This window comes from Calditerricola satsumensis (assembly GCF_014646935.1).
Lineage (GTDB): Bacteria > Bacillota > Bacilli > Calditerricolales > Calditerricolaceae > Calditerricola > Calditerricola satsumensis.
This window is the reverse complement of record NZ_BMOF01000005.1, coordinates 44,276-64,249: the sequence shown is the minus strand read 5'-3', so window position 1 is coordinate 64,249 and position 19,974 is coordinate 44,276. Positions and strand designations below refer to the sequence as shown.

General features: G+C 65.3%; 20 protein-coding genes. 14 read left to right on the top strand and 6 right to left on the bottom strand.

What is annotated here, in order from left to right; all coding sequences use genetic code 11:
• Window positions 1–37 precede the first annotated feature (37 nt).
• The 14 genes from IEX61_RS02630 to IEX61_RS02565 all read left to right on the top strand — a co-directional run bounded on the left by IEX61_RS02630 (window position 38) and on the right by IEX61_RS02565 (window position 13,208).
• A complete protein-coding gene (locus IEX61_RS02630; RefSeq protein WP_054670520.1) occupies window positions 38–1,234 on the top strand; it encodes a bifunctional 3,4-dihydroxy-2-butanone-4-phosphate synthase/GTP cyclohydrolase II in 1,197 nt (398 codons plus the stop codon).
• Window positions 1,235–1,304: 70 nt separating this feature from the next.
• Complete coding sequence (gene ribH / locus IEX61_RS02625; protein ID WP_229725614.1) at window positions 1,305–1,772, top strand: 6,7-dimethyl-8-ribityllumazine synthase; 468 nt, start codon at window positions 1,305–1,307, stop codon at window positions 1,770–1,772.
• A 12-nt stretch (window positions 1,773–1,784) separates the two neighbouring features.
• The gene (locus IEX61_RS02620; RefSeq protein ID WP_054670523.1) at window positions 1,785–2,432 is read left to right on the top strand and encodes a site-2 protease family protein; all 648 of its coding nucleotides are present in this window, start codon (window positions 1,785–1,787) and stop codon (window positions 2,430–2,432) included.
• Window positions 2,433–2,477: 45 nt separating this feature from the next.
• Window positions 2,478–3,269: a segregation and condensation protein A gene (locus IEX61_RS02615; protein WP_188816704.1), complete on the top strand. Its 792-nt coding sequence runs from the start codon at window positions 2,478–2,480 to the stop codon at window positions 3,267–3,269.
• Window positions 3,238–3,816 carry an SMC-Scp complex subunit ScpB gene (gene scpB, locus IEX61_RS02610; RefSeq protein ID WP_054670526.1) on the top strand — a complete coding sequence of 193 codons (579 nt, stop codon included), beginning with the start codon at window positions 3,238–3,240 and terminating at the stop codon, window positions 3,814–3,816. The genes IEX61_RS02615 and scpB overlap by 32 nt, the downstream gene beginning before the upstream one ends.
• Window positions 3,817–3,868: 52 nt before the next feature.
• Complete coding sequence (locus tag IEX61_RS12680) at window positions 3,869–4,996, top strand: D-alanyl-D-alanine carboxypeptidase family protein (protein ID WP_188816703.1); 1,128 nt, start codon at window positions 3,869–3,871, stop codon at window positions 4,994–4,996.
• A complete protein-coding gene (locus IEX61_RS02600) occupies window positions 4,993–5,571 on the top strand; it encodes a nucleoside recognition domain-containing protein (protein WP_188816702.1) in 579 nt (192 codons plus the stop codon). Before IEX61_RS12680 ends, IEX61_RS02600 begins: the two co-directional genes overlap by 4 nt.
• An 85-nt stretch (window positions 5,572–5,656) precedes the next feature.
• Window positions 5,657–6,190 carry a spore maturation protein gene (locus IEX61_RS02595; RefSeq protein ID WP_054670530.1) on the top strand — a complete coding sequence of 178 codons (534 nt, stop codon included), beginning with the start codon at window positions 5,657–5,659 and terminating at the stop codon, window positions 6,188–6,190.
• Between the two features lie 317 nt (window positions 6,191–6,507).
• Window positions 6,508–7,227, top strand: a complete 720-nt coding sequence (locus IEX61_RS02590) for a pseudouridine synthase (protein ID WP_188816701.1) — start codon at window positions 6,508–6,510, stop codon at window positions 7,225–7,227.
• 123 nt (window positions 7,228–7,350) lie between these two features.
• Window positions 7,351–8,973: a cytochrome c biogenesis protein ResB gene (gene resB, locus IEX61_RS02585; RefSeq protein ID WP_188816700.1), complete on the top strand. Its 1,623-nt coding sequence runs from the start codon at window positions 7,351–7,353 to the stop codon at window positions 8,971–8,973.
• Window positions 8,974–9,041: 68 nt separating this feature from the next.
• Complete coding sequence (gene ccsA, locus IEX61_RS02580; RefSeq protein WP_083462928.1) at window positions 9,042–10,205, top strand: cytochrome c biogenesis protein CcsA; 1,164 nt, start codon at window positions 9,042–9,044, stop codon at window positions 10,203–10,205.
• A gap of 19 nt (window positions 10,206–10,224) precedes the next feature.
• Window positions 10,225–10,947 (top strand): response regulator transcription factor, encoded by a 723-nt coding sequence (locus IEX61_RS02575; RefSeq protein ID WP_054670588.1) that lies wholly within the window; start codon window positions 10,225–10,227, stop codon window positions 10,945–10,947.
• Entirely contained in the window at window positions 10,944–12,809 is a 1,866-nt protein-coding gene (locus IEX61_RS02570; RefSeq protein ID WP_373277063.1) for an ATP-binding protein, read from the top strand. The genes IEX61_RS02575 and IEX61_RS02570 overlap by 4 nt, the downstream gene beginning before the upstream one ends.
• A 102-nt stretch (window positions 12,810–12,911) precedes the next feature.
• Window positions 12,912–13,208 carry a hypothetical protein gene (locus IEX61_RS02565; protein WP_188816699.1) on the top strand — a complete coding sequence of 99 codons (297 nt, stop codon included), beginning with the start codon at window positions 12,912–12,914 and terminating at the stop codon, window positions 13,206–13,208.
• Window positions 13,209–13,258: 50 nt separating this feature from the next.
• On the opposite strand, the gene serA is transcribed toward IEX61_RS02565, so the two are convergent.
• The 6 genes from serA to IEX61_RS02535 all read right to left on the bottom strand — a co-directional run bounded on the left by serA (window position 13,259) and on the right by IEX61_RS02535 (window position 19,968).
• Window positions 13,259–14,842 carry a phosphoglycerate dehydrogenase gene (serA, locus tag IEX61_RS02560; protein WP_188816698.1) on the bottom strand — a complete coding sequence of 528 codons (1,584 nt, stop codon included), beginning with the start codon at window positions 14,840–14,842 and terminating at the stop codon, window positions 13,259–13,261.
• The gene (locus tag IEX61_RS02555; protein WP_188816697.1) at window positions 14,808–15,989 is read right to left on the bottom strand and encodes a pyridoxal-phosphate-dependent aminotransferase family protein; all 1,182 of its coding nucleotides are present in this window, start codon (window positions 15,987–15,989) and stop codon (window positions 14,808–14,810) included. Before IEX61_RS02555 ends, serA begins: the two co-directional genes overlap by 35 nt.
• A 372-nt stretch (window positions 15,990–16,361) precedes the next feature.
• Complete coding sequence (locus tag IEX61_RS02550) at window positions 16,362–16,823, bottom strand: DUF2935 domain-containing protein (protein ID WP_229725612.1); 462 nt, start codon at window positions 16,821–16,823, stop codon at window positions 16,362–16,364.
• Between the two features lie 216 nt (window positions 16,824–17,039).
• The gene (locus tag IEX61_RS02545; RefSeq protein ID WP_054672805.1) at window positions 17,040–17,537 is read right to left on the bottom strand and encodes an inorganic diphosphatase; all 498 of its coding nucleotides are present in this window, start codon (window positions 17,535–17,537) and stop codon (window positions 17,040–17,042) included.
• A gap of 89 nt (window positions 17,538–17,626) precedes the next feature.
• Window positions 17,627–18,775 (bottom strand): Ger(x)C family spore germination protein, encoded by a 1,149-nt coding sequence (locus IEX61_RS02540; RefSeq protein ID WP_054672807.1) that lies wholly within the window; start codon window positions 18,773–18,775, stop codon window positions 17,627–17,629.
• Window positions 18,772–19,968, bottom strand: a complete 1,197-nt coding sequence (locus IEX61_RS02535; RefSeq protein WP_229725611.1) for a GerAB/ArcD/ProY family transporter — start codon at window positions 19,966–19,968, stop codon at window positions 18,772–18,774. The genes IEX61_RS02540 and IEX61_RS02535 overlap by 4 nt, the downstream gene beginning before the upstream one ends.
• Window positions 19,969–19,974 lie beyond the last annotated feature (6 nt).

The window sequence follows — 19,974 nt, the reverse complement described above, 5'->3', positions numbered from 1 at the left end:
GCAGCAAGCGAATCGGCAGCGAAAGGGGCGACCGAGGATGTTTGACCGCATCGAAGAAGCGATTGCCGAGCTGAAAGCCGGGCGCATCGTCATCGTGGTGGACGACGAGGACCGCGAGAACGAGGGGGATTTCGTCGCCCTCGCCGAAAAGGCCACGCCCGAGGTGGTCAACTTCATGATCACCCACGGGCGCGGGCTGGTGTGCGTGCCGATCACCGAGGAGCGGGCCCGGGAGCTCGACCTGCCGCCGATGGTCGAGCACAACACCGACACCCACGGCACGGCCTTTACCGTCTCCGTCGACCACATCTCCACGACGACGGGCATCTCCGCCCACGAGCGGGCGCGGACGATCCAGGCCCTCATCGACCCGGCGGCCAGGCCGAGCGATTTCCGCCGTCCGGGACACGTCTTCCCGCTGGTGGCCAAGAAAGGCGGCGTGCTGCGCCGCGCCGGTCACACCGAGGTCGCCGTCGACCTCGCGCGCCTGTGCGGGGCGTACCCGGCCGGGGTGATCTGCGAAATCATCAAGGAAGACGGCACCATGGCCCGCGTGCCCGACCTGCGGCGGATCGCCGACCGGTTCGGGCTGAAGATGATCACCATCGCCGACCTCATCCGCTACCGCAGCCGCACCGACAAGCTGGTGAAGCGCGAGGTGGAGGTGCGCCTGCCGACGGCCTTCGGCGAGTTCCGGGCCATTGGGTACTCCAACGAGGTGGACAACCGCGAGCACATCGCCCTTGTAAAGGGCGAGATCGACCCGGAGAAACCGGTGCTCGTGCGCGTGCATTCCGAGTGCCTCACCGGCGACGTGTTCGGGTCGTACCGCTGCGACTGCGGACCGCAGCTCCATGCGGCGCTGAAAAAGATTGAAGAGGAAGGCGCCGGTGTGTTACTCTACATGCGGCAGGAAGGGCGTGGCATCGGGCTCCTCAACAAGCTGAAGGCCTACAAGCTGCAGGAGCAGGGGCTCGACACGGTGGAGGCCAACCTCCACCTCGGCTTTCCGGCCGACGCGCGCGACTACGGCATCGGGGCGCAAATCCTCTACGACCTCGGCGTGCGGAAGATGCGCCTGATGACGAACAACCCGCGCAAGCGCGCCGGTCTGGAGGGATACGGCCTCACCATCGTCGAGCGCGTGCCCCTGGAAATTCCGCCAAACCGGGAAAACGCGCGCTATCTGTGGGCCAAGAAGCACAAACTCGGCCATTTGCTTCAGCATCTCTGACGGCATGGCGCGGCCGGAGGGTCGCTCGGCCGCGCCGCAACCCACGTATCCCAGCAGGAGGGGAAACACTGTGCCCAACGTCATCGAAGGCAACCTGGTCGGGACGGGGCTTTCTTTTGCCATTGTCGTCAGTCGGTTCAACGAATTCATCACGGCGAAGCTCCTGGGTGGGGCCCTGGATGCCCTCAAGCGCCACGGCGTGGCCGAGGAGGCCGTCGACGTGGTGTGGGTGCCCGGGGCCTTCGAAATCCCCCTCGTCGCCCGTAAGCTGGCCGAACGCGGCAAGTACGACGCCGTCATCTGCCTCGGGACGGTGATCCGCGGGGCCACGCCCCATTTCGATTACGTCTGCGCCGAGGCGGCCAAGGGCATCGCCCAGGCGGCGATGCAAACCGGGGTGCCGGTGATGTTCGGCGTTTTGACCACGGACACCATCGAGCAGGCCGTCGAGCGGGCGGGCACCAAAGCCGGCAACAAGGGCTGGGAGGCGGCCGTAGCGGCCATTGAGATGGCCAACCTGATGCGCCGGCTGGGGTAGGGAGGAGAGGCGGTGGACGTTTTCCATTTTGACCTCGACACGCTGCTCTTTCGCCTCATCGCCTTTGTCATCGCCTTTTCCGTGCACGAATGGGCCCACGCGATGGCGGCGTGGCGGCTCGGCGACCCGACGGCCAAGGAGCAGGGCCGCCTCACCCTCAACCCGCTGGCCCACGTGGACCCCTTCGGCCTCCTGATGATCCTCTTCGGCCCCTTTGGCTGGGCCAAGCCGGTGCCCTTCAACGCGCTGTACTTTCGCGGCAACCGGCGGTTGGGCATTGTCCTCGTGGCCGCCGCGGGGCCGCTGTCCAACCTGGTGCTGGCCTTTGTCTTTGGGTGGCTGGCCGTTCACGCCGACCGCATGGCCTTCTTGCACGCCGGGCCGGCGTGGCTTGCCGAGCTCGTGGTCAACGTGTTCGTCTACAGCCTGCTGATCAACGCCGCTCTGGTGGTCTTCAACCTGCTGCCCATCGCCCCGTTGGACGGCGCGAAGATCGTGCGCTTTCTGTTTCCCTACAAGTACGACCGCTACTTTGAGCCCCTCGAAACGTACGGGCCGTTTCTGCTTTTGGCCATCGTCTTTTTCCCCGCGCTGCGCAACGTGCTCTTGCATCCGCCGCTGGAGGGATTGCTGGCCCTGATTCGGCTGGTCGTGGCGTAGCGTGCCGCCTCCGGGGACGGATCGCCAGGAGGGATGGTGCCGCCGATGACGGTGAGAATCAAGCTGGAGACCTTCGAAGGGCCGCTCGACTTGCTGCTGCACCTCATTGAACAGGAAGAAGTGGACATCACCGACATCCCGATTGCCCGCATCACCGAACAGTACCTGGCGTACCTGGCGACGATGCAGGAGCTCGAGCTGGAAGTGGCCAGCGAGTTTCTCGTCATGGCGGCGACGCTGCTCCACCTCAAGAGCAAGATGCTGCTGCCCCGCCACGCCGAGGCGGCGGTGCAACCGGCGCTGGCCCTCGGGGAAGAGGACGACCCGCGCGCGGCCCTCGTGGCCCGGCTTGTCGAATACAAGCGCTTCAAGGACATCTCCCAGGCGTTGCGGGAGCGGGAGGCGACGCACGGCTGCGTCTACACGCGGCCGCCGCTGGACCTTTCGCCCTATGCCCCGCCGCAAGCGAACCCGGTGGAAGGCCTGACGCCGAACGACTTGGCGCAGGCCTTTTGGCGCGTGCTGAAGCGGGCCAAGACGCGCCCGCGCGCGGAGACCCTCACCGTGACGCGCGACGCCGTGCGCGTGGAAGACTGCATGGCCCATGTGCGGCGGATGCTGGAGGCCCGCGGGGGGCGGATCTCCTTCTTCGCCTTGTTTCCGGCTGGCGTGACGCGCGAACACGTCGTGGTCACGTTCCTGGCCGTGCTGGAGATGATCAAGCTCGGTTTGGTGCGTTGCGAGCAGGGAAAACCCTTCGGGGAGATCACCCTCGAGTGGATGGCGACGGGAGGGGAGAAGGCGCGTGAACCGCAAGCAGCTCAAAGCGGTCGTTGAAGGCTTGCTTTATGCTGCGGGAGACGAGGGGCTGTCGGCGGCCGAGCTGGCCCAGGTGCTGGAGGTGGCGCCGGAAGAGGCCCAGGCCCTCGTCGAGGAAATGGCCGCGGAATGGCGACAAGCGGAACGCGGGCTGCGCATCGTTCGGGCGGCGGGCGGGTATCGCTTGACCACGCTTCCCGAGCACGCGCCGTATCTGGCCAAGCTGGTCGACCTGCCGGCCAGCAGCCAGCTGTCGCAGGCGGCCCTGGAGACGCTGGCCATCATCGCGTACCGCCAGCCCATCACGCGCGGCGAGGTGGAGGACATCCGCGGCGTGAAAAGCGAAAAGGCCATCCAGACCCTCCTGAGCAAGGGCCTCATTGAGGAAGTCGGTCGGGCGGAAGGTCCGGGGCGGCCGATCCTCTACGGCACGACGAAGGCTTTTCTCGCCTACTTTGGCCTCGACGACCTGTCCGACTTGCCGCCGCTGCCGGAAGCGGAGGCCACCACGGCGGACGGAGAAGTCCCCGATCGCCCGGCGGCGGTGGCGAAACGCAGCGAATGACGAGCCGTGCCCCTGCATAAGCATGTACCATCTCGCGGGACGAGGTGGCGTCATGCGCAGGGGCATTTTTTTGTGCTGGGCCATGTGGCTGTTGCTGGCGGGTTTAGCCATGCCGCCAGTGGCCGCCGACGACGAGGAGCCGCCGCAGGTGTCGGCGCAGGCCGCGGCGCTGATCGACGTGGCCTCGGGGCGCATCCTGTACGAAAAGAACGCCGATCAGCGCATGCGCATCGCCAGCTTGACCAAGATCATGACCGCCATCGTGGCCATCGAGCGCGGAAACCTCGATGACATGGTGGTCGTCGGCCCCAACGCCTACCGCAAAGAGGGGTCTTCCATCTACCTCGAGCTGGGCGAAAAAATGCGCCTCGAGGATCTGCTCTACGGCCTCATGCTCCGCTCGGGCAACGACGCGGCCGTGGCCATCGCCGAGCACATCGGCGGATCCGTGGAAGGCTTTGCCTACCTGATGAACGAAAAGGCCCGCGAACTGGGCCTGCGCAATACGCACTTTGTCAATCCCCACGGCCTCGACGAGGAGGGCCACTACTCCACGGCGCGCGACATGGCCGTGCTCACGGCGTATGCCCTGAAAAACGAGACGTTTCGCCGCATCGTGGCCACCAAGGTGCACCGCGCCCCGTGGCCGGGACAGCCGTGGGACCGCGTCTGGCACAACAAGAACAAGCTGCTCCATTTTTACGAAGGGGCCGACGGGGTGAAAACCGGCTACACGAAGCTGGCGAAGCGTTGCCTGGTCGCGTCGGCCACGCGCGACGGGCGCCAGCTGGCGGCGGTGGTGCTGAACGCGCCCGACGACTGGAACGACACGGCGGCCCTGCTCACCTACGGTTTTACCCGTTTTGCGCCGGTGGAGCTGGTGCGCGCCGGCGACATCGTCGACGAGGAGCCGAGCGCTCACGGCGTGGTCCGCTACCGCGCGCTCCGCTCCTTTGTGTATCCCCTGAAAGCCGAGGAGATGGCCCATGTGTCGTCGGCCATCGAAAACCGCTTGAGCCGCTTTCCGTGGGAACCGCCGGCGGCGCTGCGGCTGGAACTGGGCGGGACGCCGATCGGCACCGTTCCCTTGGCCGTCGAGCGGCCCGAAGGGGATCGCCTCCGTTTTTCCGCATACTGGCGGGCCTTCTGGCGCGCCCTGTTTGAGGGGGGACGGCTGTGATCAGCGCCATCTGGCTGGGGATGATCCTCGTCAGCATTGTCGTCGCCGCCGCCACCGGCCGCCTCGACGCCGTCAACCGCGCCGTCTTTGAGGGGGCCAAGGCCGGGGTGAGCATCTGCATCGGCCTCGTCGGCATTCTCGCCTTCTGGCTGGGCATGATGCGGATCGCCGAGCGGGCCGGGATCCTGCGCGCGCTGGCCCGGCTGCTTGCCCCGCTCGTCCGGCGCCTCTTTCCCGATGTGCCCCGCGACCATCCGGCGATGGGCTACATCCTGTCCAACATGACGGCCAATCTGCTGGGCCTCGGCAACGCGGCCACGCCGATGGGCATCAAGGCGATGGAGGAGCTACAAAAGCTCAACCCCGACCCCAAGACGGCCACGCCGGCGATGTGCACCCTGCTCGCCCTCAACACCGCCAGCCTGACGGTTGTTCCCACCACGGTGATCGCCTTGCGGGCGCAGATGGGTTCCGCCAACCCCGTCGACATCGTCGGGACCACCCTCGTGGCCACGGCCATTGGCACGGCAACAGCGATCGTTCTGGATCGATGGTTTCGTCGGCGCGGAAAGTAGGGCCGGAGACGTGAGGGGTGTGACGCGGCAGGATGAAGACGGTGTGCGTCACGGGAGGTACGCTTTGCGGAAGGGGGGATCGCGCGTGTATGCGTGGGTGACGGCGCTGTCGGCGTGGATCATCCCGGCGCTCCTCGCCGCGATTTTGGCCGCGGCGCTCGTCCGCCGCGTTCCGGTTTACGAGGCCTTTGTCGAGGGGGCGAAGGACGGCTTTGGCACCGCCGTGGCCATAATCCCCCACGTGGTGGCGATGATGGTGGCCATTTCCGTGTTTCGAGCCTCCGGCGCACTGGATCTCCTCGTTGCCCTCTGCCGCCCCCTGACCGATGCCCTGCGCGTTCCGGGGGAGATCTTGCCCCTTGCCTTCCTGCGCCCCCTCACCGGCTCTGGGGCGCTGAGCTACATGGTGGACCTGTTCCAAACCCACGGCCCTGATTCCCTTATCGGGCGGATGGCCTCCACCATCCAGGGCAGCACCGACACCACCTTCTACGTGTTGGCCGTCTATTTCGGCGCCGTGGGCGTGACCCGTGCCCGCTACGCCCTCACGGTGGGCCTCTTGGCCGACCTGGCCGGCATCGCCGCGGCGATTTGGATCACGAATCGGGTGTTTGGGTAGGGGGGGCATTGAAATCCAACGTTCTGTCTGGAACGGGGCCACAAAAGCATGCGGCGCAGTCGAAAAAGACCAGGACGTTGGGATTGTCCCACGTCCTGGTCAATGTTTTTGCGTCCGGCTTTACGAACCACCAGGGGGTCATGTCCAAAATCCAGCCGGAACTTCCCATTATTGACCAAAACGGCCAACACACCCGTCAATACACACTTCTTCCCAAAGAGCCGTTTTCCATGGTTGTGAAGCGACGAAGCGGAACGTCCACCCGCCCGTTTGTGTTTGCCAACCAAACCCGCTATGATGGTAGCGAGGTGAGCCCGATGGAACGGCTGCAGAAGGTGCTGGCCCATGCCGGCGTCGCCTCGCGCCGCAAATGCGAAGAGCTGATTCGCGCCGGCCGCGTGCAGGTGAACGGGCAAACGGTGACTGAGCTCGGCGTCAAGGTGGATCCGACGAAGGACCGCATCGCCGTCGACGGGAAACCGGTGCGCCTGGAGACCCGCAAGCGCTATCTCCTGCTGTACAAGCCCACCGGGGTGATCACCAGCGTGCGCGATCCGCACGGCCGGCGCACCGTCATCGATCTCGTCAAGGACGTTCCGGAGCGCATCTACCCGGTGGGGCGGCTCGACTACGAGACGGAAGGGCTGCTCCTTCTCACCAACGACGGGGAGCTCGCCCACCGCATCATGCATCCGCGCTACGAGCTGGACAAGGTGTACGAGGCGTGGGTGAAGGGGCATCCCGACGAGGAGGCCCTGCGTCGCCTGCGCGAGGGGGTGCTGCTGGAAGATGGATGGACCTTTCCGGCCAAGGTGGAGCGCCTGGCCGAGCGGGACGACCGCACGCTGCTCCGCCTCACGATCCACGAGGGGCGCAAACGCCAGGTACGGCGCATGTGCGCGGCGGTGGGGCATCCGGTGCTGGCGCTCAAGCGCGTGCGCGTCGGCTTCCTGACGCTGGGCTCGCTGCGGCCGGGCGAGTACCGCGAGCTTGCGCCCGACGAGGTGCGCCGGCTCAAGGCGTTGGTCGGGCTGTGATCGTCAACGAATGGTCACATCTTCCCGAAAAGCGGGGGATTCGCATGCCGGTATAATAGGAAAGGGGGTTTACGATTCGCAACGCGGCGTCCCTTTTTTTGTCACGAAAGAAGGTGGAGGACCATGGATGAAGTGAAATGCGAATGCGGGCACGTGAGTCCGCCCGGCACCGTTCTGTGCGAAGCGTGCGGCCGGCCGCTGGGCGAGGCGGCGGAGTCGACCGGCGTGCTCAACATGCGCTACGAGGGCGTCGCCCGCCGCTCGCAAACGCGGCACGGCACGCTGCTGGACAAGGTGTGGAACTTCTTCTCCTCGGTCAAGGTGGCCGTGGTGCTCATCGTCATCACCCTCGTCGCCTCGGTGATCGGCACGATCTTTCCGCAGGAGATGTACCTTCCCGTGCCGCCGGAGCAGGCCGAGGACTACTACCGCGAGGCCTACGGGGTGCTCGGCGAGCTGTACTACAAACTGGGCTTTCACCGCCTGTACAAAAGCTGGTGGTACGTCGGGCTCCTCTTGATGATCGGGGCGTCGCTGGTCATCTGCAGCCTCGACCGCGTCGTGCCCCTGTACCGCGCGCTGAAAAACCAGCGCGTCAAGCGGCACGTCGACTTTCTCACCCGTCAGCGCGTGGCGGCGCAGGTGCCATTGGGGGACCGATCGGCGGATGAACTGCTGGCGGCTGCGGAGCGGGCCATGGCCAAGCGCCGCTACCATGTGCGCCGCGACGGAACCGCCCTCCTCGGTGAAAAGGGGCGGTTCAGCCGCTGGGGGCCGTACATCAACCACGTCGGCCTCATCATCTTTCTCATCGGCGTGCTCCTGCGCCTGGTACCGGGCTTTTACCTCGACGAGTACGTGTGGGTGCGGGAAGGGGAGACCAAGCCGATTCCCGGCACGCCCTACTACGTGAAGAACGAGGGGTTCACGGTCACCTACTATGACGAGGAGGAGTTTCCGCAGAAAATCGATCTGAAGGGCGGCAAGGTGGTGAAGGAATACCGCACCGACGCCGTGCTGTACCGCCGCGTCGACGGGGGCAAGCCGGGGGCTCCCCCGCAGCTGGAGGAAGTGGCGCGCGCGCCCATTCGCGTCAACCATCCGCTGGAACACGACGGGCTTCTCCTGTACCAGGCGGGGGCGCTGACGGAGTTTGGCCACCTGACGCTGGAGCTGCGCCACAAGCAGACGGGCCGCTCCCTCGGAACGTTCACCGTCGACCTGCACGACCCGGCGCCGCTGTACCGGCTGCCCAGCGGCGCGACTGTGGAGATTCTCGAATACTTCCCGGACTTCGTGCTGAACGAAAACAACGAGCCGGCCACGAAGTCCAACGTTCCCAACAATCCGGCCTTTGTTTTTCAGGTGAAGACGCCGGACAAGCCCGAAGGCGAAAAGAGCTGGCTGTTCTTGGGCATGACCATTGAGGAACCAAACAGGGCCAACGACTACGAACTGAAGTTTCGCGACATGACCTTTGTCGACGTCAGCGGCCTGATGGTGCGCATGGACCGCAGCCTGCCGGTCATCTTTTTCGGCTGCGGCGTGGTCATGGTCGGCCTGGTGATGGGCTTCTACTGGCAACACCGCCGCATCTGGGTCCAGGTGGAAGGCGGCGTGGTCTACCTGGCCGCCCACACGAACAAGAATTGGTTTGGGCTGAAGAAAGAGGTCCTCGCTGTGGCGCAGGAAGTCGGGCTGCCCGTTGATCCTGGCGCCGTGGATCAAGGAGGGAAACGGACGTGACGACCGGAGCGCTCATTTCGCTGTCGAGCGGCCTGCTGCTCGTGGCGTTTGCGCTGTACGTGCTGTCGATGGTGGCCTTTGTCGTGGCCATCACCGGAAGGCGATGGGCGGGGCGCGACCCGCGGGAAAACGCCCGCCGCATGGGGCGCATCGGGTACGGATTGGCGGCCCTCGGCGCATTGGCCCAGGCGGGCTACATTGTGACGCGCTGGATCGCCGGCGGGCACATTCCCGTCAGCAACATGTTTGAGTTCATCGTCTTCCTCGGCTTCGCCATCGCCGTGGCCTTTCTCATCCTCTACCGGATCTACCGCGTGCCGGCCTTGGGCGTCTTCGTCATGCTCCTCGACGTGCTGATGATCGCCTACGGGGCCGTCTTTCCCCGCGAGGTCACGCCGCTCATCCCTGCCCTGCAGAGCTACTGGCTGTACCTGCACGTGACGCTGGCGGCGCTCGGGGAAGGGGCCTTTGCCGTCGGGTTTGCCGCGGGGCTGATGTATTTGGTGCGCACGGTCCGGCAGGATGTCCCGTCGGCCCAGGCGCGGTGGCTGGAGCTGGCCCTGTGGATCGTGCTCGCCCTGCTGGCCTTTGTGGTGTTGTCGTTTGCCTTTGCGGCGCTGGACAAGGAGTCGGTTTTCCGCTTCCCGGATCCCAACGCCAAACCGGGCGAAGCGCGCATCGTCGAGTCGGTGTACACCCTTCCGAGCCTTGTTGGACCGAAGGATGCCGAGATCGTGAAGGTCGGGTACATGAAGCCGCTCGTCGAGGCCCCGGGGTGGATGAAGGGGAAGGACGCGGCCAAGAAGCTGAACACGCTGGTGTGGTCGGTCCTCGGCGGCTTGGCCCTGTACGGCGTGCTGCGCCTCCTGGTGCGCAAGCGGCTGGGGGCGGCGCTCCAGCCGGCGTTGCGTGATGTCGACCCCGACCTCTTGGACGAGATCAGTTACCGGGCCATTGCCATCGGCTTTCCGATCTTCACCCTCGGCGGCCTGATCTTCGCCATGATCTGGGCCCACGAGGCATGGGGCCGCTTCTGGGGCTGGGACCCGAAGGAAGTGTGGGCCCTCATCGTGTGGCTTTTCTACAGCGCGTACCTGCACCTGCGCCTGTCCCGCGGGTGGCACGGGCTGCGCTCGGCGTGGCTGGCCGTTATCGGGTTTATCGTGGTGATGATCACCCTGGTGGTGGTCAACCTGGTGATCGTCGGCCTCCATTCCTATGCCGGTGTCTGAGGAGGTGCCCGCGATGGCGATGCCGCAGAACGAAACGGTGCACATTCTGGTGGTTGACGACGAGGAACGCATCCGCCGTCTCCTCCGCATGTACCTCGAGCGGGAGGGGTACGTCATCGACGAGGCGGCGGACGGTGTGGAGGCGCTGCAAAAGGCGCTGGAGACCGATTATGACCTGATCATCCTCGACCTGATGCTGCCGGGCATGGATGGCATCGACGTCTGCCGCAAGTTGCGCGAGCGCAAGGCGACGCCGGTGCTGATGCTTACGGCCCGCGGAGAGGAGACGAGCCGCGTCGAGGGGTTTGAGGCCGGCACCGACGATTACGTGGTGAAGCCCTTTAGCCCGCGCGAGGTGGTGCTGCGCGTCAAGGCGCTTTTGCGCCGCTCGTCGCCGACGGCCTACCTGCGCACCGACACGCACGCCCGGAACATCATCGTCCTCCCCAACCTGATCATCGACCACGACGCCCATCGCGTGACGGTCGGCGACCAGGATGTCAACCTCACGCCCAAGGAGTACGAGCTCCTCCACTTCCTGGCCCAGCACCCGGACAAGGTGTTCACCCGCGAGGAGCTGCTGCGCGAGGTGTGGCATTACGAGTTCTTCGGCGACTTGCGCACGGTGGACACGCACATCAAGCGCCTGCGCGAGAAGTTGAACAAGGCTTCGCCCAAGGCGGCGGAGATGATCGTCACCGTGTGGGGCGTGGGGTACAAGCTTGAGGTGCCGCGCACGTGATCTGGCGCAGCGTCGTCGGTAAGCTGTGGGCGACGATCATCGGCCTGGCGTGCGTGGTGCTGGTCATTCTCGGTGTTCTGCTCTTGCAGTTTCTCGACCGGTACTTTTACGAGAAGCAGTCGAACGACCTGAAGCATCTGGCCGAGCAACTGGTCGCGTTGGTGGTGGAAAGTCCGGCCCGCCAGGACGTCATCCGCGTCGCTCGGGCGGTGGTCGAGGCCCACGACACGCGCCTCGTCGTCATCGGCCTCGACAGCGGGGAGAAGCCGAAGCGTGTGCTCCTTGACGACCGGCCCTCCGCAGCCTCCGACGTGCCCGAGGTGCCCCTCGACGCGCTCTTGCGCCACACCGCCCTGCAGGAGGTGCTGAAGGGCAAGGAAGTGGTGGTGCGCGGGCGCTTCCCCCTCGTCGGGGCGGGAGGCAAAAGCGGCCGCGCGCTGTTCGAACAGGAGATCGTCGCCGTCGGCGAGCCGGTGCCGCTTGGAAGCGGCACGTACGGGGCGTTCATCCTCTACCGCACGCTGGAAGACGTGGAAACCACCATGACGCACGTTCGGCGGCTCCTGCTGTATGCGGCCGGCATCTGCATTGTGCTGACCACGTTTTTCGCGTTCTTCCTCTCCACGCGCATCACCGAGCCGCTGCGGCTGATGAAGAAGGCGGCCGATCGCATGGCCCGGGGTGCCTTCGATTCGCGGGTGCCGATTCGCACCCGCGATGAGATCGGCGATTTGGCGCGCACCTTCAACCGCTTGGCCCAGCAGCTCGACGAGACCATCCACGCCTTGCAGCGGGAAAAGGAGCAGTTGGCCAGCATCCTGCGGAGCATGGCCGACGGCGTGATCACCGTCGACCGGGACGGGCGCGTGGTGGTGACGAACCCGCCTGCCGAGCGCATCCTCCGCGCCTGGCAGGAAGGCGACGGCGCCGCCCTACCCGCGCCGCTGGCGGCCCTCTTTCAGCGCGTGATGCGCGAAAGGCGCGAGCTCGCCACCGATTTGCCGGTGCAGGGGCGCATCTGGTCGGTGGTGATGGCCCCGCTGTACGATCGCGACGACGTGCGCGGGGCGGTGGCCGTGCTGCGCGACATGACCGAGGAGCGGCGCCTCGACAAGCTGCGCAAGGACTTCATCGCCAACGTCTCCCATGAGCTGCGCACGCCGCTGGCCATGCTCCAGGGGTACAGCGAGGCGATGGTCGACGACATCGCCGCCACGCCGGAGGAGCGCAAGGAGATGGCCCGCGTCATCTACGAAGAGACGCGGCGCATGGGACGCCTGGTCAACGACCTGTTGGACCTGGCGCGAATGGAGGCGGGGTCCTTCCAGTTCGATCGGCAGGAGATCGATCCGGTGGCGTGGACCGACCGCTTGCTGCGCAAGTTTTCCGCCCTGGCGCGGGAGCAGGGCATTGCCCTCAAGGCCGAGGCGGTGGGGGAGATCGGCCCCCTGCGCGTCGATCCCGACCGGCTGGAGCAGATCCTGACCAACCTGCTCGACAACGCCTTCCGCTACACGCCGCCCGGGGGGACGATTCGGGTGCGCCTGCGCGACGAAGGAGGCGGCGTGTGGATCGAGGTGGCCGACACGGGCGTGGGCATTCCGGAAGAAGACCTGCCCTTCATCTTTGAGCGCTTTTACAAGGCGGACAAGGCGCGCACGCGGGGGCAGGCGGGTACCGGGCTCGGCCTGGCCATCGTCAAGAGCCTGGTCGAGGCCCACGGCGGCTCGATCACCGTGAGCAGCAAGGTGGGCGAGGGCACCCGTTTTACGATGTTTTTCCCGCGCACCGACGCCGGCGATGTCGCCGGGCAGGCGCCCAAAACGCGCCCCTCCCGTGACACGGGCCGAGGGCCTGCATAAGGTAGAAGTGTCGCAGGCCAATCACCACGGGAGGGACCGACCATGGAAGCGAAACGGGAGCGTCACGAGCAGGATGCGGGTTCTGCCGCGGGTGGGCCGCCGGTGCATCCCATGGACGGCGCGCCGCTTTATCCGACCGAGAGCCTGAGAGATCCGGCCAGCTCGAGCGCCTACACGTCGTACGCGAGAACCGATTCGCCCTACGGCAGCGCCATGGTGCCGTATGACGCGGCGATGCCGTACGGGGGATATGATGCAGGTTCGGCAGGGCACATGGGCATGCACCATCCGCACGAAATGATCGCCTACTATCGCTGCATGCGCGCCTATTACGAGTGCCTGATGGCCTACCACCGCTACATGATGATGATGCGGGACATGGAGAGCAGCCATCGGTAGGGGCATGAAAAACGGGGAGCCCGAAGCGGGGCTCCCCTTTGGCGTCGGGGTCACCATTCGATTTCCGTGACGCTGCGGATCTCGGCCAGCTCGCCGAGGGTGTCGAGGACGTCGGGAGAAGCCGGCTTGTCGACGGTGAGGATCATCATGGCATGCCCGCCGACGTCGCGGCGGCTGACTTGCATCGTGGCGATGTTGATGCCGTGCTGGCCGAGGATCGTCCCCACGCGGCCGATGACGCCGGGCCGGTCGAAGTGGCGGATGAGGATGAGGTGGCCTTCCGGAGCCACGTCGACGGCGTAGCCGTCGATCTTGACGATGCGCGGGCCGAAGCCGTTGAGCAGCGTGCCCGAAGCCCGGCGCGTTTCCTGGGCCGAGGCGATCTCCAGCGTGATGAGGTTGGTGAAGGCGCTCGTTTCGTTGGACTTCTGCTCGGTCACGCGGATGGCGCGCTCCTTGGCCAGGTGCGGCGCGTTGATGAAGTTGACCGATGGGCCCAGGTGATAGGAAAGGACCCCCTTCAAGATGGACCGCGTCAGGAAGCTCGTGTCCGTCTCCGTCAGCTCGCCGGAGTAGGTGACGGTGATGGCCCGCGGCGCGCCGACCAGCGTGTGGGCGACGAGGCGGCCCAGCTTTTCGCACAGGCCGTAGTAGGGCTCCACCTTCTTCATCACGTGTTCCGGAATGGACGGCAGGTTGACGGCGTTCTTGAACGGCTCGCCGCGCAGGATGTGCAGCACTTCTGCGCACACGTCAAGGGCCACGTTTTCCTGGGCTTCGACGGTGGAGGCCCCCAGGTGCGGGGTGACGATCACCTGTGGCAGGTCGACGAGCGGGTTGTTCTTCGGCGGTTCCTCCTCAAACACGTCGAGGGCGGCGCCGGCCACCTTGCCCGCTTGGATGGCTTCATACAGGGCGGCTTCGTCGATGATCCCGCCGCGGGCGCAGTTGAGGATGCGCACGCCGTCCTTCATCTTGCGGAAGGCCTCCCGTCCGATGAGGTGGCGCGTCTCCTTCGTCAGGGGCGTGTGCACGGTGAGGAAGTCGGCCTGGGCGATGACGGTGTCGAGATCGGCCATCTCCACGCCCAGCTTGGCGGCACGCTCTTCGGTCAGGTACGGGTCGTAGGCCACCACGCGCATGTGGAAGGCCTTGGCCCGCTTGGCCACCTCCGACCCGATGCGGCCCAGGCCGACGATGCCGAGGGTTTTGCCGGCCAGCTCGACGCCGACGTAGGCCTTGCGATCCCACGTGCCCGCCTTGAGCGCGGCGCAAGCCTGGGGAATGTGCCGTGCCAGGGCCATCAACATGGCGAAGGTGTGCTCGGCGGTGGAGATCGTGTTGCCGTCCGGCGCGTTGACGACGACGATGCCCTTTCGCGTGGCGGCCAAGAGGTCGATGTTGTCGACGCCGACGCCGGCGCGTCCGATCACCTTGAGCTTGTCTGCCGCTTCGATGACGGCGGCGGTCACCTTTGTCTGGCTGCGGACGAGCAGGGCGTCGTATTCGGGGATGATGCGGATGAGTTCCGCTTCCGTCAGCCCAAGGCGCTGGTCCACCTCGATGTCGTCGGCTTCGATCAGCGGCTTGATCCCCTGGTCAGACAGCGGATCCGTGATGAGCACGCGATACATGGCGCACGTACACCTCCTGGGCAGCTTGCACCCCTTTGCCAAGGGCGACGGGGTAGCCGAGTTCGGCCAGTCCGGTCTCCAGTGCGGCGATGACGGCGAGGATGTCGAAGGGCGCGCACCAGCCCATGTGGCCGATGCGGAAGATGCGCCCCTTCAGCTTCTTTTGCCCGCCGGCGAGGACGAGGCCGTGGCGCTTCCGCAGGCACGCGCGCAGCGCTTCCGGGTCAAGGACGCTGCCGTCGAAGGGGCCGACGGCGGTCACCGTGGGCGATGCCGCCGCGTCGTCGGCAAGGAGGGGAAGGCCCAGTGCCTTGATCGCCGCGCGCGTCATGTCACGGAGGAGCGCATGGCGGGCAACTGCCGCATCAAGCGTCTCCTCTTCGATCATCGCCAGCGCTTCGCGCAGCCCGAAGAAGAGGGAAACGGCCGGCGTATACGGGCTTGAGGCTTCCTCCGCCGCCTTGCGGTAGGCGAGGAGGTCGAGGTAGAAGCGCGGCGCGGGGTTGGCCTCAATGGCCTGCCAGGCCCGCTCGCTTACGGCGACGAGGGCCAGTCCCGGCGGGAGCATCAGCGCCTTCTGCGAACCGGTGACGACGATGTCGAGCCCCCAGCTGTCCATCTCGCAAGGCGCGCCGCCGATGGCGCTTACCCCGTCGACGATGACGAGGGCTTCGCTCTCCTCGCGCACGACGCGGGCCAGCTCGGCCACGGGGTTGAGCACGCCGGTCGACGTCTCGCAGTAGGTGAGGAACACCGCCTTCGCCTTCGGGTGCTGGCGCAAAAAGGCGCGCAGCCGGTCGGGATCGGCGGCTTCGCCCCACGCCACCTCCAGGCGGCGGGTGATGAGGCCGTACCGCTCGCAGATGGCGGCAAAGCGGTCGCCAAACGCGCCGGTGACCACGACGATGACCTCTTCGCCCGGCGCCACGGCGTTGACCGCCGCTGCCTCAAGGGCCGCCGTGCCGCTGGCGGTCAGCACGAGCACGCGCTGGCGCGTGCCGAAGAGCGGGGGAAGCTGCGCGGTCACCTCCGCGTACAGCCGCTTGAACTCGCCGCTGCGGTGCCCGATCATCGGCGCAAGCATCGCCTGCTGGATGCGCGGCGGGATCGGCGTCGGGCCGGGGATGCGCAGGTGGATGGAATCCATGAGCCGTGCCTCCTTTGGGTTTCTGGGCGTTGAAAACAACAAGCGCCTCCGCACCCCACACGACAGCCCGTGTGAGGGGCGAGAGGCGCATTCCTCGCGGTGCCACCCTCCTTCGCCGTCCCCTCGCGGAAGACGGCCTCAGCGGGTCCAAGACCCCGTGGATAACGGCACAACCGGACAGGCCTACTGGCCGGCGGCGTTCAGCCTGCCGACTCGGGAGGGCTGGACGTCGGCGCCGGGACACCGGTTCGCAGCGACCACCGGCTCTCTGCAGTCCCCGCAGCCGGTCCGTCTCCGTCATCGTCGATGGCGGGTATGAACCCTGTCAACGCGTGGGTTTGTTGTTAACTGTAGCATGGTCCTGACAAGACGTCAATAGGGAAAACGGGAACAATGCAAGGTATTGACTGGAGAATGTTCGGGGATACCACGTTTTTGCTGCGGGTTTGGCCGGCGCCCGACCATGAAAGCGCTATGATTTCCGAAATCACGCCGAATTCCCAGCGACCCGCTTCTCGGTCCGCTGTCGTGAAAAAAGGTGGCCGAGGCCACCTCACGAGTGCCGTTCCGTTGCCAATAAGGGTTCGAGGCGATGCAAGATGTCCAAATAGTACAGCGCAGTTCTTCGAAGGCTTTTTCAAAGGCCAGGGCATCGCGGCGATAGGCGTCCTGCACCTCGGGCCGGAAGGTGAGGGCCAGGTGGCCGGCGTGTTCGGCGTGGGTGCGCGTGAAAAAGAGAATTTCCTCCATGGCCACGGTGTGCAAGGTGGCGGGGGGAACCCTGCCGTACAACAGCCGCGGCAGGGTTTCGGCGCGCCGGTTGCCGTCGGGCAACCCGAGAACGGTGAACCGGATCAGTTCATTGACGACGTGGATCGTTTGTTCCCGCAGCGCATAGAGGGCATCGGTCGGGGCATGAATGGCTGCCCATGACGCTCATTCCTTCTTAGGCGATTGTCGCCGTTTACCCCTACGGTATGCGCTCCTCGTCGGCGAGGTTCTTGACGCGAAAAACGCGCCGGGTTTCTCCCGACGCGTTGCCCCATGGGGTTACTTCTGCGCGTTGTAGCGCGCCACGCACTCGTCAATCAGCTTGGCTGCCGCTTCGGCGCCTTTCCAGCCGATGATCTTCGTCTCTTTCTTCTCCAGGTCCTTGTACCGCTCAAAGAAGTGGGCAATTTCCTTGAGGATGTGCGGGGAGACATCCGCGATGTCCTTCACATGGTCCCACCGCGGATCGTGAACGGGCACGCCGAGGAGCTTCTCGTCCTGCCCTTTGTCGTCGCTCATCTCCAGGTACCCGATGACGCGCGCGGTGATGACGCAGCCCGGGAACGTGGGGAAGGTGGTGAGCACGAGGATGTCGAGCGGGTCGCCGTCAAGGGCCAGCGTCCCCTTCAGGTACCCGTAATCGGCCGGATAGTGCATCGGGGAGTACAGCACGCGATCGAGGCGGAAGACCCCCGCTTCCTTGTCGTATTCGTACTTGTTTTGGCTGCCGGCCGGAATTTCGATGAAGGCGTCGACGATGCGGTTTTCCGTGGCCATGTTCCTCCTCCTTTGCTGCCTTTTTCTTGCATCCGCGCATCACCCTCAGTTTAGCAAGTTCAGAAGGGAAAGAAAAGGCTTGTCCGTGTTCATTTCACCTCAAAGCCCCGTTGCGTGATACGGACGTGGTAGCGAACCGTCACGTGAGCGGCGGGAAAACCCTTCTCGTCCCAATGCTTCTGTTGGATTTTCCAGATATTAGGATGCATGGCGCGCAGGTAGAACCCCAGGTCGAACACGTCGGTTTTCCGCTGCTGGGCGTAGCGGATGATCGAGCGGGCGGTTCTTTCCAACTCGCGTTCCACCTGTTGCTCGTAGGCTCGCAGGTGTTCTGGGGTATCGAGGGGCATGCGGCAGTTTTTCTCGTTGACGACCCCGTCAAGCGTCACCTCGAGGTGCAGGGAGAGGGCGCTGTTTTCCATCCGCGCGCGGCGTTTCAGGTCGGATTGCCGCGGGGTGAAGGTGAACGAGCCGCTGTCGCCGGCCGGGCAAGAACACGTGATGGTTCCCCCATGTTTGGCCTGGGTCAGCTGCATGAACACCCACGTTTCGCCGGGCGAAAAGTGGCCGACCAGCCGGTCGTTGCGGAACAGGGCCACGCCCTTCCACTGGGCCGTTGCCCGACGGGCCTCCAAGACGTTGGCCACCGGTTGCCGGGAGGTGTTCGACAGGTTGATCAAAAATTGCCCCAGGGTGATGTTGGGAATCCGTTCCTCTTCCGTGCCGGAGCGGACGATGTTGATCAGGTAGTCGGCCGGGATCTGCTCGAGATTGGGTGAAAATTCCAGTAACCGGTGTGCTTCTCCCGGAACCACCAACAACCAGATGTTGCGGCGAATCTCTGGATGGCGACGCAGCGCGTCGAGCTCATCGCGCAGACCGGCTTTGGCCACGTCTTCGCTGATGATGAGGAGGCGCGCCTGTCCCAAAAACAGGCGCTGGTTGGACGCGTTCTGAATGCGCATCAGCGCTTCGGTGATGTTCCGCGCCGATGTGCTGAAGGTGTGCACGTTTTGCACGCCGGTCTGGCCACCGCCGCCTCCGCCGCTTGCGCCGCCGATGATTTTCACCGGAATGGGCACCTGCACGGAGACACGGATGCCGGCCGGATGCTTATCGAGGGCGATGGCGACGACGGAGGTGCGCTCCTCGATCTCTTTGCGGTCCCAGCAACCGGTGGCCACGAGAAGGAGGAGGGCTGTGGCGAGCAGAACGGCCGGTTTGCCGATGCGCGTCACGTCGGTTGGCCTCCCTTCGCGTCGGTCGGGTTGGGTGTGCCCGATGGCGGCCCGTCCGCCGCACTTGCTGCGCGCGCGGGCACGCGGCGCGCGAGCACGAGCAAGAGCAGGGGATAGGCGACGGAGACGCCGAACGCGTAGTAGCCGATGGCCTTGCTCCAACGATCGACCATGAGGAAATCGCGCGGCCACAGTGCCAGGACCAGGGTGGACACGAAGATGGCGAGGCCCATGAGGATCTTTCCCTTTTTCTTCAGGGAGAAAAGCCACTGGTTGAGGAGCACGTGGGCCCCGGTCGTGTTGGCCATCGTGGTAAACACGGCCACCACCCACACGGTCAAAAAGGCGCTTTCGAGCCGTTCGAGCAAAAGGCCGGGGAACGTGGTGACGCGAACGAGTTCAAAGGTGGGCCAGGTGATGCTTACCAGTTCCTCGAAGCCGAACACGGCGATGGCGATCATCGTCACCATCAGATACAGGAGGGTCGGCACGCCGATGCCGGCCACCGCGGCGCCCGTGCTGCGGTGGGGATTTTGCAGAAAACCTCCATAAACAGACAGAATTTGGTATCCTTGGTACGCGAAGGTTGCCGCCACCGTTCCCTTGAGCAAATGCTCGGGCGTGAGCTCGTAGAGCGGATGGACCAGGTTGTACGTCTCGGCCCGGCTCAGGGCCAACACGCCAATCACGACCAGCGGGAAGATGAGGATGGGAAAGAGGATTTCGTTGACGCGCATCTGCGCGTCGACGTCCATGAGGCCAAACAGCGTGCTGGTGAGCAGCATCATGAACACGACGACGGCTACGGGGGTGTTGGGCAAGGCGGTGGCGGAGACCACGTCGGCGAAGATGCGCGCCATGATGGCTTGGATGAAGAGGTGGGCCCCCATGAGCGGCAGCCACCACAGCACGCGGTATGCCGTTTTCAGCAGGGGATGTTGGAGAGGAAGGGTCTGATCGACAATCCAGAAAAACGAACGATTGGGGAATCGCTGAAACAGCCGCAGCCACAGCCAGATGGGAACGAAGTTGAGCAGGGCGGCGAGGGGAATGGCGACATACCCGCTGCCCCGCGTTCCTTCGGAAATGTCCCGCGGCAGCGTGAGCACGCCTATGCCGATCAGCGTGTGGGCGATGAGGTAGACCAGTTGTGCCGTTGTGAGCACGGGAGAGAGCACGGCGACCACCTTCATGGGATG

What these genes read in the sequence shown, in the direction of transcription:
- IEX61_RS02630 (WP_054670520.1), top strand. Translation starts at nt 38, where the DNA reads ATGTTTGACCGCATCGAAGAAGCGATTGCCGAGCTGAAAGCCGGGCGC.
- IEX61_RS02615 (WP_188816704.1), top strand. Translation starts at nt 2,478, where the DNA reads ATGACGGTGAGAATCAAGCTGGAGACCTTCGAAGGGCCGCTCGACTTG.
- IEX61_RS12680 (WP_188816703.1), top strand. Translation starts at nt 3,869, where the DNA reads ATGCGCAGGGGCATTTTTTTGTGCTGGGCCATGTGGCTGTTGCTGGCG.
- IEX61_RS02590 (WP_188816701.1), top strand. Translation starts at nt 6,508, where the DNA reads ATGGAACGGCTGCAGAAGGTGCTGGCCCATGCCGGCGTCGCCTCGCGC.
- resB (WP_188816700.1), top strand. Translation starts at nt 7,351, where the DNA reads ATGGATGAAGTGAAATGCGAATGCGGGCACGTGAGTCCGCCCGGCACC.
- ccsA (WP_083462928.1), top strand. Translation starts at nt 9,042, where the DNA reads ATGGTGGCCTTTGTCGTGGCCATCACCGGAAGGCGATGGGCGGGGCGC.
- IEX61_RS02575 (WP_054670588.1), top strand. Translation starts at nt 10,225, where the DNA reads ATGCCGCAGAACGAAACGGTGCACATTCTGGTGGTTGACGACGAGGAA.
- serA (WP_188816698.1), bottom strand. Translation starts at nt 14,842, where the DNA reads ATGTATCGCGTGCTCATCACGGATCCGCTGTCTGACCAGGGGATCAAG.
- IEX61_RS02555 (WP_188816697.1), bottom strand. Translation starts at nt 15,989, where the DNA reads ATGGATTCCATCCACCTGCGCATCCCCGGCCCGACGCCGATCCCGCCG.
- IEX61_RS02545 (WP_054672805.1), bottom strand. Translation starts at nt 17,537, where the DNA reads ATGGCCACGGAAAACCGCATCGTCGACGCCTTCATCGAAATTCCGGCC.
- IEX61_RS02535 (WP_229725611.1), bottom strand. Translation starts at nt 19,968, where the DNA reads ATGAAGGTGGTCGCCGTGCTCTCTCCCGTGCTCACAACGGCACAACTG.